The 17,522-nt window shown below is 63.0% G+C and carries 16 protein-coding genes and 1 tRNA gene; 1 reads left to right on the forward strand and 16 read right to left on the reverse strand.

Annotated features, from left to right (window positions below; translation table 11 throughout):
* Positions 1-78: 78 nt before the first annotated feature.
* Positions 79-154 (reverse strand) — tRNA-Lys (locus EN846_RS19975).
* A 286-nt stretch (positions 155-440) separates the two neighbouring features.
* Between EN846_RS19975 and EN846_RS19980 the strand changes: the two genes are divergently transcribed.
* A complete protein-coding gene (locus tag EN846_RS19980) occupies positions 441-902 on the forward strand; it encodes a BA14K family protein (protein ID WP_127311977.1) in 462 nt (153 codons plus the stop codon).
* A 95-nt stretch (positions 903-997) separates the two neighbouring features.
* Here the strand turns inward: EN846_RS19980 and EN846_RS19985 are convergent, their stop codons facing one another.
* The 15 genes from EN846_RS19985 to EN846_RS20055 form a co-directional block, all read right to left on the reverse strand.
* Positions 998-1,474, reverse strand: coding sequence for a DUF6882 domain-containing protein (locus EN846_RS19985; protein WP_127311978.1), 477 nt, complete (start codon positions 1,472-1,474; stop codon positions 998-1,000).
* A gap of 39 nt (positions 1,475-1,513) precedes the next feature.
* Positions 1,514-3,007: a glycerol kinase GlpK gene (gene glpK, locus EN846_RS19990; RefSeq protein WP_128346457.1), complete on the reverse strand. Its 1,494-nt coding sequence runs from the start codon at positions 3,005-3,007 to the stop codon at positions 1,514-1,516.
* 95 nt (positions 3,008-3,102) lie between these two features.
* Complete coding sequence (locus EN846_RS19995) at positions 3,103-4,830, reverse strand: ABC transporter substrate-binding protein (protein WP_127392623.1); 1,728 nt, start codon at positions 4,828-4,830, stop codon at positions 3,103-3,105.
* A 77-nt stretch (positions 4,831-4,907) separates the two neighbouring features.
* A complete protein-coding gene (locus EN846_RS20000; RefSeq protein WP_187331401.1) occupies positions 4,908-5,201 on the reverse strand; it encodes a DUF2160 domain-containing protein in 294 nt (97 codons plus the stop codon).
* On the reverse strand, positions 5,198-6,112 hold the full coding sequence (locus EN846_RS20005; protein ID WP_127287343.1) for a carbohydrate ABC transporter permease: 915 nt from the start codon (positions 6,110-6,112) through the stop codon (positions 5,198-5,200). Before EN846_RS20005 ends, EN846_RS20000 begins: the two co-directional genes overlap by 4 nt.
* A 1-nt stretch (position 6,113) precedes the next feature.
* Entirely contained in the window at positions 6,114-6,980 is an 867-nt protein-coding gene (locus EN846_RS20010; RefSeq protein WP_127392624.1) for a sugar ABC transporter permease, read from the reverse strand.
* A complete protein-coding gene (locus EN846_RS20015) occupies positions 6,981-8,063 on the reverse strand; it encodes an ABC transporter ATP-binding protein (protein ID WP_127286739.1) in 1,083 nt (360 codons plus the stop codon).
* A 10-nt stretch (positions 8,064-8,073) separates the two neighbouring features.
* Entirely contained in the window at positions 8,074-9,153 is a 1,080-nt protein-coding gene (locus tag EN846_RS20020) for an ABC transporter ATP-binding protein (RefSeq protein WP_127392625.1), read from the reverse strand.
* A 38-nt stretch (positions 9,154-9,191) separates the two neighbouring features.
* Entirely contained in the window at positions 9,192-10,718 is a 1,527-nt protein-coding gene (gene glpD, locus EN846_RS20025) for a glycerol-3-phosphate dehydrogenase (protein WP_127392626.1), read from the reverse strand.
* Between the two features lie 127 nt (positions 10,719-10,845).
* Positions 10,846-11,613: a DeoR/GlpR family DNA-binding transcription regulator gene (locus tag EN846_RS20030; RefSeq protein ID WP_127286741.1), complete on the reverse strand. Its 768-nt coding sequence runs from the start codon at positions 11,611-11,613 to the stop codon at positions 10,846-10,848.
* Positions 11,614-11,740: 127 nt separating this feature from the next.
* Positions 11,741-13,153, reverse strand: coding sequence for an aspartate aminotransferase family protein (locus tag EN846_RS20035; protein WP_135859268.1), 1,413 nt, complete (start codon positions 13,151-13,153; stop codon positions 11,741-11,743).
* Between the two features lie 103 nt (positions 13,154-13,256).
* Positions 13,257-13,988 carry a peptidase gene (locus EN846_RS20040; protein WP_127285977.1) on the reverse strand — a complete coding sequence of 244 codons (732 nt, stop codon included), beginning with the start codon at positions 13,986-13,988 and terminating at the stop codon, positions 13,257-13,259.
* 128 nt (positions 13,989-14,116) lie between these two features.
* Positions 14,117-14,911: a transglutaminase family protein gene (locus EN846_RS20045; protein ID WP_127391927.1), complete on the reverse strand. Its 795-nt coding sequence runs from the start codon at positions 14,909-14,911 to the stop codon at positions 14,117-14,119.
* 30 nt (positions 14,912-14,941) lie between these two features.
* A complete protein-coding gene (locus EN846_RS20050; RefSeq protein WP_127285975.1) occupies positions 14,942-15,883 on the reverse strand; it encodes an alpha-E domain-containing protein in 942 nt (313 codons plus the stop codon).
* A gap of 145 nt (positions 15,884-16,028) precedes the next feature.
* Positions 16,029-17,441 (reverse strand): circularly permuted type 2 ATP-grasp protein, encoded by a 1,413-nt coding sequence (locus EN846_RS20055; RefSeq protein WP_187331400.1) that lies wholly within the window; start codon positions 17,439-17,441, stop codon positions 16,029-16,031.
* Positions 17,442-17,522: the final 81 nt, after the last annotated feature.

The following is a 17,522-nucleotide window of genomic DNA, read 5'->3' on the forward strand; positions in this document are numbered from 1 at the left end:
GCAGCCCGTTAGCCTCGTGGGAAACCAGCTGCGTTCGTTTCAGGCGAAACGATATCTTTCGGAATTCATTGATTAATTTGGTGAGCGCGATGGGATTCGAACCCATGACCTACTGATTAAAAGTCAGTTGCTCTACCGGCTGAGCTACGCGCTCCCGCGGGCTCGAATAAGGCCGCCCTCGAAATTGGGCGGAACATAGGGAGAGTGCATCGACCGGTCAACCGGAAAAACATGGCCTCCAGGCCGTGTCCGGCGCGGCATTGTGAGCCATGCGAGCGTGCGCGGCACAGCGCGCGAGAGGGTCGAAGGCTGGGCCTTGCATCCAAGCGCTGCTACCATCGGGGCGCATTCTGCAATCTGGACGGGAACGTGGGAACAATTGCCTACGTCACCCGTTTTTTTCCCACAAGGGACATCAACACCCTTCGAGGAGAAGAGCGATGAACAGGATCGCATCAAGCCTGCTGGCGGCCGCGCTGTCGGCTTCGTTCGTGGCAGCGGACGTCATGTCCGTGAATGCCCAGCCAATCTATGCGCCGCAGCCGCAAGGGCTTTCGTCTGATGTCCAGACCGTCCAGTACCAGGAGTGGCGACGGCACCGCACCATCTCGCGCAACCGCGTCTATTCGCGCAACGGTGACATGTACTGGAATGGCCATCGCGGGTATCGCGAATATCGCCGCGGCTATCGCCGCCATGGCGACTTCTGGTTCCCGCTGGCTGCCTTCGCGACCGGCGCGCTGATCACCGGCGCCATCGTCAACAGCAACCGGACCCGTGTCTATCGCGGCGGCGATGCGCATGTGCAGTGGTGCTACGACCGGTACCGGTCCTATCGCGCCTGGGACAACACGTTCCAGCCGTATAATGGCCCGCGTCAGCAGTGCTATTCGCCCTACTGACCTGATCATCGGAACACGGGAGGCTGCGAAGGCCCGTGCCGGCAACGGCACGGGCCTTTCGCGATATCCCTGTCGCAAAGGAAGCGATGCGCGAATCAGCTGGCCCAGCTGATGGTCTTGATAATCAGATACAAGCCTCCGCCCTCCCCGCGTGGGGAACGGTAGGCTCCGAGCGCTTCGCAAATTCGAACCATGGCGCCGGTCAGTTCCCAGCCCAGCGCCTCAAGGTCGTTGTTCGTATCGAGCACATAGGCCTGAGCCAGCTCGTCGATGCCTTTTTCCTCGCCGAAGGACCGAACCCGCTTGGCATCACCGAGAAGCTCGCCGGGCAGGTTTGAATTTGCCCAGGCCCACAGCCAGTTGTCGGCTTTGGCGCTCGTAGAGCCCGCAATCTGGATCTCGCTGACCACCTTGACGACGCCTTGGTCTGAAAACAGGAGCTTTCCTGCCTCCAGATCGTAGTCGTAGCGCGGCCAGCTGCCGAGGCGGAAATCCTTCTGCAAGCGGTCGTTCTTGGCGTTCAGCTGATCGAATGCCTCTTCGCGCCAGCCAGCATACCAGTCCGGATCCATCCCCCCTCGCCCCCAGCACTCAGCGCCTGATGGGGCTTCTTATGGCACGCTCAGCGTCCTGCGCACAGCGTCGCGCCAGCCCGCCAGCTTGGCGGAGCGTGTCGCAGCGTCCATCTCCGGCTTGAAGCGGCGGTCGAGCGCCCAGGTCTTGGCGAAGTCCTTCGCCTCCGGCCACACGCCCGCCTTCGACCCAGCCAGCCAGGCGGCACCGAGCGCGGTCGTCTCGAGGATGGTCGGCCGGTCGACCGGCGCATCGAGGATGTCGGCCAGCCGCTGCATGGTCCAGTCGGAAGCGACCATGCCGCCATCGACCCGAAGCACGGTTTTCGCGGACGCCCCCTTCCAGTCCTTGCGCATGGCGTCAAGCAGGTCGCGGGTCTGGTAGGCGACGGATTCCAATGCCGCGCGGGCAAACTCCGCCGGGCCTGAGTTGCGGGTCAGGCCGAAGATCGCGCCGCGCGCCTCGGCGTCCCAATGCGGCGCGCCGAGGCCGACGAAGGCCGGCACCAGATACACATTCTGCGCCGGATCGGCGGCTGCCGCGAGCGCGCCGCTCTGCTCGGCCTTGCCGATCACCTTGATGCCGTCGCGCAGCCATTGCACGGCGGCGCCGGCGATGAAGATCGAGCCTTCCAGCGCATAGGTGGTCTTGCCGTTCAGCCGGTAGGCGATCGTGGTCAAGAGCCGGTTCTTCGAACGCACCAGATCGGCGCCGGTGTTGAGCAGCGCGAAGCAGCCGGTGCCGTAGGTCGATTTCATCATGCCGGGCTCGAAACAGGCCTGGCCGATGGTCGCCGCATGCTGGTCGCCGGCGACGCCGAGGATTCTTATTTCAGCGCCGAACAGGCCCTTCTCGGTCACGCCATAGTCATCGGCGCAATCCTTCACCTCGGGCAGCAGCGCGGCCGGGATGCGCAGGATCGACAGCAGCTCGTCATCCCACACATTCTTCTCGATGTTGTAGACCAACGTGCGCGAGGCATTGGTTGCGTCGGTGGCGTGAACCTTGCCGCCGGTCAGCCGCCAGATCAGGAAACTGTCGATGGTGCCGGCGAGCAGTTCGCCCTTCTCGGCGCGCTTCCTTGCGCCTTTCACCTTGTCCAGCATCCAGGCGATCTTTGTGCCGGAGAAATAGGGATCGAGCAGCAAGCCGGTTTTCTTGGTGAATGTCTTTTCCAGCCCCTGTTTCTTCAACTTCTGGCAGAGCGGCGCGGTGCGGCGGTCCTGCCAGACGATGGCATTGTGGATCGGCTTGCCGGTCGCCCTGTCCCAGATGACGACGGTCTCGCGCTGGTTGGTGATGCCGATCGCCGCCACATTCGAGGCACTGCGGCCGGCAGCCTTCAGCGCGGCCTTCACCGTCGCCACCACGCTTGCCCAGATCTCCTCCGGATCGTGCTCGACCCAGCCTGAGGCCGGATAATGCTGGGTGAATTCCTGCTGGCCGGTGCCGGCGACTTTCATCTTGTCGTCGAACAGGATCGCCCTGGTCGATGTCGTCCCTTGATCGATGGCAAGCACAAAGCCGCTCATTGCCGTTCCCTCCACTCTTCATGCAACAGGGGAGACGGCAAAAGCCGCCTCCCCCGCAGGATCCATGCGGGCGCTGACGCCCGCATCAGTCAGTCTTACTTCTGCCAGCTCTTGACCAGCTCATCATAGTTGATGGTGATCGGCTTTTCCTTCTCGTTCTCGATCTTCAGCTGAGGCGCGAGATTGCCCTTCTTGACCGCGTCGGCGTTCCAGTAGGCGAGATCATGCTCTTCGGCCATCTTCGGGCCGATATCGCCCTGGACGCCCGACTTCTCGATGCGGCTCATGACCTTTTCCTGCTCGGCGCAGAGCGAGTCCATGGCTTCCTGCGCGCTCTTGGCGCCGGACGAGGCATCGCCGATCGCCTGCCACCAGAGCTGAGCCAGCTTCGGATAGTCAGGCACGTTGGTGCCGGTCGGCGACCACTGCACGCGGGCCGGCGAGCGGTAGAACTCGATCAGGCCGCCGAGCTTCGGAGCACGCTCGGTGAAGCTCTTGTCGTGGATCGTGCTCTCGCGGATGAAGGTCAGGCCGACATGGCTCTTCTTGACGTCGACGGTCTTCGAGGTGACGAACTGCGCGTAGAGCCAGGCGGCCTTGGCGCGGTCGGTCGGCGTCGACTTCATCAGCGTCCAGGAACCCACGTCCTGGTAGCCGAGCTTCATGCCGTCCTTCCAGTAAACACCGTGCGGCGACGGAGCCATGCGCCACTTCGGCGTGCCGTCGTCGTTCATAACCGCCTTGGCGCCGGCGTCGACCATCGAAGCCGTGAAGGCGGTGTACCAGAAGATCTGCTGTGCGACCGCGCCCTGCGCCGGCACCGGGCCGGATTCGGAGAAGGTCATGCCCTGGGCTTCGGCCGGAGCGTAGGCCTTCAGCCAGTCGAGGTACTTCTGGATCGAGTAGACGGCAGCCGGGCCGTTGGTGTCGCCGCCGCGCGCGGTGCAGGAGCCGACCGGACGCGAATTCTCGTCGACCTTGATGCCCCATTCGTCGACCGGCAGACCGTTCGGGATGCCCTTGTCGCCGTTGCCGGCCATGGACAGCCAGGCGTCGGTGAACCGCCAGCCGAGCGACGGGTCCTTCTTGCCGTAGTCCATGTGGCCATAGACCTTCTTGCCGTCGATCTCGCGGCCGGTGAAGAACTCGGCAATATCCTCATAGGCCGACCAGTTGACCGGCACGCCGAGGTCGTAGCCGTACTTGGCCTTGAAGTCGGCCTTGTTCTTCTCGTCGTTGAACCAGTCGTAGCGGAACCAGTAGAGGTTGGCGAACTGCTGGTCGGGCAACTGATAGAGCTTCTTGTCGGGCGCCGTGGTGAACGAGGTGCCGATGAAGTCCTTGAGGTCGAGGTTCGGATTGGTGACGTCCTTGCCGTCGCCTTCCATCCAGTCGGACAGGTTGCGCACCTGCTGGTAGCGCCAGTGGGTGCCGATCAGGTCGGAGTCGTTGACCCAGCCGTCATAGAGGTTCTGGCCGGTCTGCATCTGGGTCTGGATCTTCTCGACGACGTCGCCTTCCTGAATCGTGTCGTGCGTCACCTTGATGCCGGTGATGGCCGAGAAGGCCGGTGCCAGCACCTGCGATTCATAGGAATGGGTGGCGATGGTTTCGGAGACGACCTTGATGTCCATGCCGGCGAAAGGCTTGGCGGCGTCGATGAACCACTGCATTTCCTTTTCCTGGTCGGCGCGCGAGAGCGTCGACAGCGGACCGATTTCCTTGTCCAGGAAGGCCTTGGCCTCGTCCATACCGGCATAGGCATTGCCTGCCCCGAGCAATAGGACAATGGCGGTCGTTGATGTTAAAATTTGCCGTCGCATAAGTTTCCTCCACATTTAGGTTTCAAGTGCGATCTGGAGCGGCCGCCGGCACGCGACCGCTCCAACAGTTTCCCCCTCTATACGTAGCGGAACACGCCGATGGCGTAGACTACGGAGAGAGCGAGAGCCCACCACAGGTTGGGTCCAACCAGACCCAGCCAAGCGAGATGGATGAAGGCGCTGCCAAGCAGCGAAAGGAAGAGACGGTCGCCGCGCGTCGTCTCGAAGCGGAGCACGCCGATGCGCGGATTGCCGCCCGGCGAGGCATATTCCCACGCCGCCATGCCGCAAAGCAGCAGGAAGACGGTGCCGAAGAAGGCCGCCGTCGGCCAGGTCCACGCCATCCAGGAGAGGTCGAGGTTCATGGTCATACCCTCCCGAGGGCGAAGCCCTTGGCGATGTAGTTACGGACAAACCAGATGACCAGCGCGCCCGGGATCAGCGTCAGCACGCCGGCGGCGGCGAGCAGGCCCCAGTCCATACCGGCGGCCGAGACGGTGCGGGTCATGGTGGCGGCGATCGGCTTTGCGTCGGTGGTGGTCAGCGTGCGCGCGATCAAGAGTTCCACCCATGAGAACATGAAGCAGAAGAAGCAGGCGACGCCGATGCCGCTGGCGATCAGCGGCATGAAGATCTTCACGAAGAAGCGCGGGAACGAATAGCCGTCGATATAGGCGGTCTCGTCGATCTCCTTTGGCACGCCCGACATGAAGCCCTCGAGGATCCACACCGCCAGCGGCACGTTGAACAGGCAGTGCGCCAGCGCCACCGCGATATGGGTGTCGATCAGGCCGAAGGCCGAATAGAGCTGGAAGAAGGGCAGCGCGAACACCGCCGGCGGCGCCATGCGGTTGGTCAACAGCCAGAAGAACAGATGCTTGTCGCCGAGGAAACGGTAGCGCGAGAAGGCATAGGCCGCCGGCAGCGCCACGGCGACCGAGATCACCATGTTCATCACCACATAGGTGATCGAGTTGATGTAGCCCGAATACCAGGACGGGTCGCTGAAGATGGTGCGATAGTTGGCGAGCGTCGGCGCATGCGGATAGAGCGTCAGCGACGAGACGATCTCGGCATTGGTCTTGAAGCTCATGTTGATGAGCCAGTAGATCGGCAGCAGGATGACGATGATGTAGACCGTCGGCACGATCCACCACCAGCGCGATTCCTCGCCGCGGCGCCGCATCAGCCGCGCCACCTCGTCCTGCGACAGGGCGCTGCTCAGCCCTTCCGAAACCGCCGTCTCGCTCACTCTGTTTGTTCTTTCGTTGACGCCGCTCATCTCAGCGCTCCGCGTCGTAGTTGGTCATCACGGTGTAGAAGACCCATGACAACAGCAGGATGATCAGGAAGTAGACCAACGACATGGCCGCCGCCGGACCGAGGTCGAACTGGCCGAGCGCCGTCTTGACGAGGTCGATCGACAGGAATGTCGTCGAATTGCCGGGGCCGCCGCCGGTGACGACGAAAGGCTCGGTGTAGATCATGAAGCTGTCCATGAAGCGCAGCAGCACGGCGATCAGAAGCACGCGCTGCATCTTCGGAAGCTGGATGTAGCGGAACACCGCCCAGCGCGAGGCACCGTCGATCTTGGCCGCCTGGTAGAAGGCATCCGGGATCGAGACCAGGCCGGCATAGCAGAGCAGCACGACGAGGCTGGTCCAGTGCCAGACGTCCATGATGATGACGGTGACCCAGGCGTCGATCGGATCCTGGACATAGTTGTAGTCGATGCCGAGCGCATTGACGTAGTAGCCGAGCAGGCCGATGTCGTTGCGGCCGAAGACCTGCCAGATCGTGCCGACGACATTCCACGGGATCAGCAGCGGCAACGCCATCAGCACCAGGCAGACCGGCACGCCCCAGCCCTTCTTCGGCATGTTGAGCGCAATGAAGATGCCGAGCGGCACCTCGATGATGAGGATGATGAAGGAGAAGATCAGGTTGCGGACCATCGCTTCCCAGAAGCGGTCGGAGGACAGCAGCTCCTCGAACCACTCGGTGCCTGCCCAGAAGAAGACGTTGTTGCCGAAGGTGTCCTGCACCGAATAGTTGACGACGGTCATCAGCGGGATGACGGCCGAGGACGCCACCAGCACCAGCACCGGCAGGACAAGGAACCAGGCCTTGTTGTTCCAGGTCTTTTCCATCTATGCCCCCATCTCGACGCGCCAGGAATCGGCATAGATGTTGATGCCTGCAGGGTCGAAGCGAACCTTCGGATCGGCCGGCACGGTGTCGTCCTCGCCGATGACGGCGGCGATCTCGCGGCCCTCGAGGCTGGCACGGACCACCTTATGGCGACCGACATCCTCGACCTTGCTGACCTTGACGGCCATGCCGTCGCGGCCGAGCCTGACATATTCGGGGCGGATGCCGAGCTCGATCGAGCCGGCGCCGGCGTTCGCACCGACAGTCTTGGGCACGCCCGGCAGTTCGATGCGCTGGCTGCCGATCGTCGCGGTCCTGCCGTCGATCGCCACCGGCATGACGTTCATGCCGGGCGAGCCGATGAAATAGCCGACAAAGGTGTGGCGCGGGCGCTCGAACAGTTCGGCCGGCGTGCCGATCTGGACGATCTCGCCGTCATACATGACCACCACCCGGTCGGCGAAGGTCAGCGCCTCGGTCTGGTCGTGCGTGACGTAGACCATGGTGTAGCCGAAGCGGCGGTGCAGCTGCTTCAACTGCGAGCGCAGCACCCATTTCATATGCGGATCGATGACGGTGAGCGGCTCGTCGAACAGAATGGCGTTGACGTCGGAGCGGACCAGGCCGCGGCCGAGCGAGATCTTCTGCTTCTGGTCGGCGGTCAGGCCGCGCGCTTTCCTGTTCGCCCATGACGCGAGATCGATCATCTCCAGCGTCTCGCGCACCTTGCGGTCGACATCGGCTTCCGGCACGCCGCGGTTGCGCAACGGGAAGGCCAGATTGTCGTAGACGGTCATCGTGTCGTAGATGACCGGGAACTGGAACACCTGAGCGATGTTGCGTTCCTGCGTCGACAGCCTGGTGACGTCCTTGCCGTTGAACAGCAACTGGCCGTGCGAAGGGTGCAGCAGCCCCGAAATGATGTTGAGCAGCGTGGTCTTGCCGCAGCCGGAAGGCCCGAGCAGCGCATAGGCGCCGCCATCCTCGAAGGTGTGATGCACCTCCTTCAGGGCAAAATCTGAATCCTTCTGCGGATTGGGCAGATAGGAGTGGCGGATGTGGTTGACGTCGATGCGTGCCATCGCTTCCTCCTCAAGCCGCGAGCTTCGGCGCGGCGACGGCGCGGCCGTTTCCGTCGAAGACCATGATGTGGCGCGGGTCGATGAAGACCTCGACTTCGGCATCCGGCTCGAAGTCGCGGATGCCGTGGGTCAGCATCACCCAGCGCGCGTCGGCGAAATCGAGATGGATGAAGCTCTCCGAGCCGGTGATCTCGGTGATGGTGACCTTGGCGCGCACCGGCACGGCGGCTGCGTTGGGGCGCTCCAGCGACAGGTGGTGGGGCTGGAAGCCGATCGTATAGCTTGCATCGGCGATGCCGGCGAGTTCCGCCGGCACCGGCAGCGTGACGCCGCCTTCCAGCAGGAAGACCGCACCCTTCTTGGCAAGCACGATGGTGTTGAGCGGCGGGTCGGCGAAGGTCTTCGCCGTCACGAGGTCGACCGGCTTGCGGAACACTTCGATGGTCGGTCCGAACTGGGTGATGCGGCCTTCGGCGAGCGTCGCCGTATTGCCGCCGAGCAGCAGCGCCTCGTGCGGCTCGGTGGTGGCGTAGACGAAGATGGTGCCGGCGGCGGCGAAGATCTTCGGCAGCTCGGCGCGCAACTCCTCGCGCAATTTGTAGTCGAGATTGGCGAGCGGCTCGTCAAGCAGGACGAGGCTGGCGTTCTTGACGATGGCGCGCGCCAGCGCGGTGCGCTGCTGCTGACCGCCGGAAAGGCTGAGCGGCGTGCGGTCGAGATAGGGCGTGAGCTTCAGGAGTGCCGCGGCGTTGCGCACTTCCTTGTCGATCTTCGACTGCTCGGCGCCGGCGACCCTGAGCGGCGAGGCGATATTCTCGTAGACTGTCATCGCCGGGTAATTGATGAACTGCTGGTAGACCATGGCGACGTTGCGCTTCTGGACCGGCTGGCCGGTGACATCCTTGCCGTCGAACCAGACCGAGCCTGACGTCGGCGCGTCGAGACCGGCCATCAGCCGCATCAGGCTGGTCTTGCCTGACAGCGTCGGGCCGAGCAGCACGTTGAGCGAGCCATGCTGAAGTGTCAGCGACACGTCACGGATGTGCTCCGCCGCGCCGACCGTCTTCGACACGTTTCTCAGTTCCAGCATGATGCCTCCTCCCCGGCTCTGTGCATCACACGGCCATCCTATTCGGCCGCCGCGACGTGACGGCGGCTTATTCCACGCATGAATTCGTCGAGCGTCGCCGCCTGCTCTCGGCTGAGATGCAGGCCGCGCTTGGTCCGGCGCCACAATACATCCTCGGCGGTCAGCGCCCATTCGTTTTGGACCAGATAGCGTACCTCAGCCTCATAGAGATCGGCGCCGAAGTTGCGGCCGAGATCGGCATTCGACTTGGCCAGGCCCAGCACGGCCTGCGCCAGCGTGCCGTAGAGCCGGGTCAGCCGGCGCGCCAGGCGCTGGTCGAGGAACGGATAGGCGCTCTTCAGTTTCGCCACTTGCGCCTCAAAGCCGGTGGCAGGGAAGTTGCCGCCCGGCAAAGGCGCGTCCGCCGTCCAGCGCTTGCCGCGCTTGCCGAGGAAGCCTTCGATCTTTTCCAGCATCGATTCCGACAGCCGGCGATAGGTGGTGATCTTGCCGCCGAATGCGTTGATGATCGGCGCTGCCCCCTCGCCGCCATCGGACTTCAGCACGTAGTCGCGGGTCGCTTCCTGCGCCTTGGAGGCGCCGTCGTCATAGAGCGGGCGCACGGCCGAATAGGTCCAGACGATGTCCGAGCGCTTGACGGCCTGAGCGAAATATTCGCTCGCCGCCGCGCACAGATAGTCGATCTCGGTGTCGCTGATCTTCACCTCATGCGGATCGCCCGGATAGTCGCGGTCGGTGGTGCCGATCAGCGTGAACTCTTCCTCGTAAGGAATGGCGAAGATGATGCGGCCGTCCTTGTTCTGGAAGAAATAGGCGCGCGGGTCGTCGAACTTCTTGGCGATGACGATGTGGCTGCCTTGCACGAGACGGACATTGTGGACGTCGTTCTGGCCGACCGTCGCCGACAGCACGTGGTCCACCCAGGGGCCGGCGGCGTTGACCAGAAGCCTGGCCTTGACTTCCTCGGTCTCGCCGGTGCGCACGTCCTCGAGTCGGATTGCCCAGAGGTCGCCGTCACGGCGCGCGCCGACGACCTTGGTGCGGGTGCGGATGATCGCGCCGCGGTCGGCCGCATCGCGAGCATTCAGCGCTACCAGCCTGGCATCGTTGACCCAGCCGTCGGAATATTCGAAGGCCTTGCGGAACAGCGGCTTCAGCGGCTTGCCGGCCGGGTCCCTCGCCATGTCCAGCGTCTTCGTCGCCGGCAGCAGTTTGCGGCCGCCAATGTGGTCGTAGAGGAAAAGGCCGAGCCGAATCAGCCAGGCCGGCCGCAGGCCCTCGGCATAGGGCAGCACGAAACGCATCGGCCAGATGATGTGCGGCGCGTTCTTCCAGAGAACTTCGCGCTCCATCAGCGCTTCGCGCACTAGGCGGAATTCGTAGAACTCGAGATAGCGCAGGCCGCCATGGATCAGCTTGGTCGAGCCGGACGAGGTGCCGCTGGCCAGATCGTTCATTTCGGCGAGAAAGACCGAGAAGCCGCGACCAACTGCGTCGCGGGCGATGCCGCAGCCGTTGATGCCGCCGCCAATGACAAAAATGTCATGGATCGGTGATGCGTCCAAGAAGTCCTCCAGCGATTTCGCATTGCAGCATTTTTGGTCTTTTGCGAAACCGTCACGGAATTAATTCGAAATAAGAACGAATGTCAAACGAAATATCACAGGCGTGTGATGACGCTGCGGAGATGGCCTAGCCGAGCGATGTTTCGATCAGTTGAACCTCGGCTTCGTCGCAGATCTTGCGCACCGAGGGGATGTCGCAGCGGTCGGTGATGAAGGTGTTGACCTGCGACAGATGGCCGATGCGGACCGGCGCGGTGCGCTCGAACTTGGTCTGGTCGGAAACCAGGATGACGTGCCTTGCGTTGGCGATGATGGCTTGCGCAACCTTGACCTCGCGAAAGTCGAAATCGAGCAGCGCGCCATCATGGTCGATGGCCGAGGCGCCAATGACGGCGTAGTCGACCTTGAACTGCCGGATGAAATCGACGGCCGCCTCGCCGACGACACCGCCGTCTGAGCCGCGCACGACGCCGCCGGCGATCACTACCTCGATCGAAGGATAGACACGCATCCTATTGGCAACATTGATATTATTGGTGATGACCATGAGGCCGTTGTGATCCAGCAAGGCCTTGCTGACGGACTCGGTAGTGGTGCCGATGTTGATGAACAGTGAGGCGTTGTCGGGGATCAGCCTGGCGGCGGCGCGACCGATCGCCTCCTTCTCATCGGCGGCGATCTTGCGGCGCGCCTCATATTCCATGTTCTCGATCCCGGACGGGAACAGCGCCCCGCCATGGATGCGGGTGAGCAGCCTCTGGTCGCAGAGGTCGTTGAGGTCCTTGCGGATGGTCTGCGGCGTCACGTTGAAATGCGTTGCCAGGTCGTCGACCAGCACGCGGCCATGGTCCTTGGCCATCTGGATGATCTCGGCATGACGCGGCGACAGAAACATCGCTCTCCCTCCCGTTTTCGTTTTTCTTGTCTATATCGCAAAACGAAAGCAATGAAAAGGGATAAGCCGGCTAACGAAAACCATATGATCGCAAAGCCAAACCGGCCGCAAGCTGCGGCGAGTTGCTTCAGGTGGGGCGGCGAGCGATTTCGGTGATGACGTCGAATGCCGCCTCGACATCGGCCGCCGTCGCCTCGAACTGGCCGGCCTGGAAACGGATCGCGATCGCGCCATCGACCTTTGTCTGCGTCAGGTAGATGCGGCCGTCATCGTTGATGGCATTGACCAGGCGAAGATTGTGCTCGTCGGGGTTGGCGCCCGGTCCTGTCCGATGCCGGAACGAAAACAGCGACAGCATTGGCTCGGTCACGATCTCGAAGTCCGCCTCCCCCGCAAGCCGCGCGGCGAGAGCCTGGCTCCAGGTGACGTGATTGCGGATCATGGTGCGCAATCCTTCCAGCCCATGGGCGCGAAGCAGGAACCAGAGTTTCAGCGCCCGGAACCGGCGACCGAGCGGCACCGACCATTCCGAGTAGTTGATGATGCCGTCGTGGCCGTGGGTCTTCAGATAGTCCGGCTTGATTGCAAGCGTGCGCACGAGATCTTCCGGCCGACGGATGAACTGGATCGAGCAGTCGAATTGCGCGCCCAGCCATTTGTGCGGATTGAACACGATGGAATCGGCGTCCTCGACGCCGGCCCAGAAATGCCGGTACTCCGGGCAGATCATCGCCGATCCGGCCCAGGCGGCGTCGACATGCAGATAGAGCCCATGCCGTTTGGCGACAGCAGCCACGGCGGCGATGTCGTCGGTGCCGCCGGTGCTGGTGCCGCCGACGCAAGCGATGATACCCGCCGGCAGCATCCCGGCCTCGCGGTCGGAGACGATCGCGGCCTCGAGGGCCACGGTGTCCATGGCGCGGAAGCGGCCGGCTGCTGGGATGCGCACGAGGTTCTCCTCGCCGATGCCGGCGACCCAGATGGCGCGATCGATCGAGGTGTGGACCTGGTCGGAAGAATAGACGCGCGGCCGCGCCTGCCCGGCGAGTCCCTTGCGGTTGCCTTGCCAGTCGAGCGCGCGCTCGCGCATGGTGAGCACGGCGGCCAGCGTCGCCGACGAGGCCGAGTCCTGGATGACACCGGAAAACCCTTCCGGCAGGCCGAGCGCCTGGCGCATCCAGTCGACTGTTCGGGTCTCTAGCTCGGTCGCCGCCGGCGAGGTCTGCCACAGCATGCACTGCGCTGCCATCGCGGAGACCAGATATTCGGCAACCACCGAGACGGGCGCAGCATTGGCCGGGAAATAGGCGAAGAAGCGCGGATGCTGCCAATGCGTCATGCCGGGCACGATCTTTTCCTCGAAATCGGCGAAGATCCGCTCCATCGGCTCCGCGGTTTCCGGGGGCGAGACCTCGATGGCACGGAAAACCTCGCCGGGCGCGAGCGCTGGCCGCACCGGCCGTTCGCGCAAGGTGTCGCGGTAGTCGACGCCCCAGTCGGCGGCACGCCTCGACCATGCGCGGAATTCGCTGTTGTCCATGTTTCCTCCCGATAGCCGGCGGCTGCCGGCGAGTTCAGCCGGCTCGAATTTTGATTAACATGTTAAATATATAAAGGCAATGCGCCAGCGAGGTCGCGCCGCCCTAGCCCGGATAGTCCGGCAGGCTGGCAAAGGCGGTCCTCAGGGCGTTCGACCAGCCGTCCGAGATGGTGCGGTAATATTGATCGTCCTGGCCGATGCGCTTCTTCATGCTGACCTTGAAGGCGTCCTTCTCGTAGAACAGGAGATCGAGCGGCAGGCCGACCGACAGGTTCGACTTCAGCGTCGAATCGAATGAGACCAGAAGCAGCTTCACCGTCTCGGCCAGGCTCATCGTGCGCTCATAGGCGCGGATGATGATCGGCTTGCCGTATTTGGTCTCGCCGATCTGGAAGAACGGCGTGTCGTCGGTCGATTCGATGAAATTGCCTTCCGGATAGATCATGAACAGCCGCGGCGGGCTGCCCTTGATCTGGCCGCCGAGGATGAAGGAGGCGTTGAAATAGGAATCGGCCTTGTCGCCGGCCGGCGAGGAATGAGCGATGACCTCCTTGACCGTGTCGCCGACCAGCCGCACCGTCTGATACATGGACGGCGTCTCGAGCAGCGTCGCGTGACGATCGGCAACCGCCTTGGTGCGTTCGTCGAGCAGGCTGACGACGGCCTGCGTGGTCGCCAGATTGCCGGCCGACATCAGCACGATGACGCGTTCGCCGGGCTCCTCCCAGACATGCATCTTCTTGAAGGTGGAGATCGAATCCATGCCGGCGTTGGTGCGCGTGTCCGACATGAACACGAGCCCGCGATCGATCTTCAGGCCGACGCAATAGGTCATGGCTGCACTTCCAGAGCAATTCGAGGAGAAGTGCGTAGCGCCTTTCCGCCCGGAATTGCGTCAAAAAACCTGGAGCGGATCGGCGAATCTATCAAAGCCGCACCGCTCCAGCGGCGAATCTTGCTGAATTACTGCTCTACCGTGACGGTGACGGCAAGCTTCTCGTCCGCTTGACCGAGCAGAATCCCCGATATGGGCGAGGCATCGCGGTAGTCGCGACCCGTCGCCACCCTGACATAGCGTTCGTCGGGAGAGATGCCGTTGGCGGCATCGAAGGCAACCCAGCCGAGGCCCTGAACATGCGCCTCGGCCCAGGCGTGGCTTGCTGCCTGCTCGACAGCCGCGTCCATCATCAGATAGCCGCTGACATAGCGGGCCGGAAACCCCATGGCGCGCGCCGCGGCGGCGAAGATATGGCTGTGGTCCTGGCAGACGCCGGTCTTCAACGCCAGCGCCTCCTCGGCCGGCGTCATCACGGTGGTGGCGCCAGGCTTGTAGGCGACACGCTCGCCGATCGTGCCCATCAGCCGGTGCAGCCGCTCGATATCGGTGCCCTTCCCCGCCGAGCCGGCAAGCTCGCGAATGCCTTCGCCGGCGGCGGTCAACGGCGTTTCCTGGGCAAACAGCCAGAGCGGCGCGAAACCATGATGCGGACCGGATACGCCAGTGGTGTCGCGCGTGAGCACATCGCCCGACGCTTCGATGGTGATGGCGTGAGGCTCGCCTTCGACGCTCAGAAGCCTTGTGTCGTTGCCGAAGTGGTCGGTGAAACGCACCTCCTCGCGCGCGCCGTCGATATTCAGGCCCCAGGACTGCACGGTCTGCGTGTGGCCGCTGACCGGCAGCAGGCGCAGCCGCTGCAGCAGATATTGCACCGGCGCATCGTAGCGGTACTCGGTCCGATGGGTGATCTTGAGCCGCATGGCTTCATTTTCCGTTTGCGAGCATGAAGCTCAATAGAACCTGTAGTCCTGCGCGATCTCGTCGCCGAGCCTGGTGTTGTCGCGGATGAAGTTGGCCAGGAATTCATGCAGGCCGGCGTCGAATATATCCTTGATCGAGCCTGCCCGCAGCATCGCCTGGGTCTTCTCGGCCGTGGCATGGCAGGCGTGGCGCTCGCCATAGTCGTCGCCCAGGAATTTCAGATGCTCGGCGAGGAAGCGGTAGCAGAAGGTGAGCGAACGCGGCATGCGCACGTTGAGGATCAGGTAGTCGGCAATGTTGGTCGGCTTGTAGTCGGCATCGTAGACCCACCGGTAGGAGCGATGCGCCGACACCGAGCGCAGGATCGATTCCCACTGATAGTTGTCGAGCGTCGAGCCGACCCAGGAGATCGAGGGCAGCAACACGTAATATTTGACGTCGAGGATGCGGGCCGTGTTGTCGGCGCGCTCGACATAGGTGCCGAGTTGCGAGAAATCGAAGATCTCGTTGCGCAGCATGGTGCCGTAGAAGGAGCCGCGGATCAGCGCCGTCTCGCGCTTGATGGCGTCGAGAACGGTCGGCAGGTCGCGTTCGTCGATGGGCTTGGCCAGCATGCGCTTCAGCGACATCCAGGCCTCGTTGATGCTTTCCCAGGTCTCGCGCGTCAGCGCGGTGCGCACCATGCGGGCATTGTTGCGGGCGGTCTCGATCGCCGACATCGTGCTCGACGGGTTCGAGGTGTCGCGCAGCAGGAAGTCCGAGACGTTGGCCGCGGTATAATCCTGATACTTCTGGGTGAAGGCGACGTCGGATCCGGCGCTAAGCAACACGGAATTCCATTCTTCCGACGCGTTCTGCGTACGGGTGAGCGCCATGCGCAGGCCGGCATCGACAAGGCGGGCCATGTTTTCGGCCCGCTCGATGTAGCGGTTCATCCAGTAGAGCCCGTTGGCGGTGCGGCCGAGAAGCATGGGAAGTGGCCCTTCGGGCTAGTGAGTAGGGAATAAGGAGTAGGCAGTAGTAAGAGCTTGAATTTCAATGAAATACGGCATTCCCAGTCCCCTATGCTTTCACACTACTGCTTACTGCCTACTCACTAATCCCTACTCACTCAGCTCAATCATCCAGCACCCACGTATCCTTCGTCCCGCCGCCCTGCGAGGAATTGACCACCAGAGAGCCCTCTTTGAGGGCCACGCGCGTCAAGCCGCCGGGCACGATCTGGATACGGTCGGAGACCAGCACATAGGGGCGCAAATCGACGTGGCGCGGCGACAGGCCCTTCTCGGTCAGGATCGGACACGTCGATAGCGCCAGCGTCGGCTGGGCGATGTAGTTCGACGGCTTTGCCGCGAGCTTCTTGGCGAAATCCTGGCATTCCTTCTTGGTCGCCGCCGGCCCGACCAGCATGCCGTAGCCGCCGGAGCCGTGCACTTCCTTGATGACGAGTTCGTTGATGTGCTCCAGCACATATTTCAAGCTGTCCGGCTCGGAGCAGCGCCAGGTCGGGATGTTGCCGAGGATCGCCTTGCGGCCGGTGTAGAACTCGACGATCTCCGGCATGTAGGAATAGATCGCCTTGTCGTCGGCGATGCCGGTGCCCGGCGCGTTGGCGATGGTGATGTTGCCGGCGCGGTATACGTCCATGATGCCGGGCACGCCAAGCGCGGAGTCCGGCCGGAAGGTCAGCGGATCCAGGAAAGAATCATCCACCCGGCGGTAGAGCACGTCGATCTGCTTGTAGCCTTCGGTGGTGCGCATCGCGACGTGGCCGTCGACGACGCGCAGGTCCTGGCCCTCGACCAGTTGCACCCCCATCTGGTCGGCGAGGAAGGCGTGCTCGAAATAGGCGGAGTTGTAGCTGCCTGGCGTCAACACGGCGATGGTCGGCGCGCCCTTGGTGCTTTGCGGCCTGACCGCTGCCAGCGACTGGCGTAACAGCTGCGGATAGTTTTCGACCGGCCGCACCTTGATCTGCTGGAACAGCTCGGGAAAGAGCTGCATCATCGTCTCGCGGTTCTCCAGCATGTAGGAGACGCCGGAGGGTGTGCGGGCATTGTCCTCGAGAACGTAGAACTCGTTCTCCGAAATGCGCACGATGTCGACGCCGATGATGTGGGTGTAGACGCCCGCGGGCGGCCTGACGCCGATCATCTCAGGCAGGAAGGCCTCGTTCTTGGCGACCAGTTCCCTGGGCACGCGGCCGGCGCGCAGGATCTCCTGGCGGTGGTAGATGTCGTCGAGGAAGGCGTTCAGTGCCTGGACGCGCTGCTCGATGCCTTGCGTCAGGCGGCGCCATTCATTGCCCGAGATGATGCGCGGAACGATGTCGAAGGGGATCAGCCGCTCCGAGGCTTCCTGCTCGCCGTAGACGGCAAAGGTGATGCCCGTCTTGCGGAAGACGCGTTCGGCGTCCTGCATTTTCTCGGTAAGCCTGGCCGGGTCTTGCTCCTTCAGCCAGCGATCATAAGCCGAATATGGTCTTCTCAGTCCGGAAACTTCCGGAAGCATTTCATCGAACGCTGCCAATCGCGTACTCCCCTGTAAGACCATTTCACTGGCGTCGCCGGAGAAAATCAAGCGCAATCGGTGATTTGATGAGTGACGGCG

Origin of the sequence: Mesorhizobium sp. M4B.F.Ca.ET.203.01.1.1, from assembly GCF_004791025.1 — a bacterium.
In the GTDB taxonomy this organism is placed as follows: Bacteria; Pseudomonadota; Alphaproteobacteria; order Rhizobiales; family Rhizobiaceae; genus Mesorhizobium; species Mesorhizobium abyssinicae.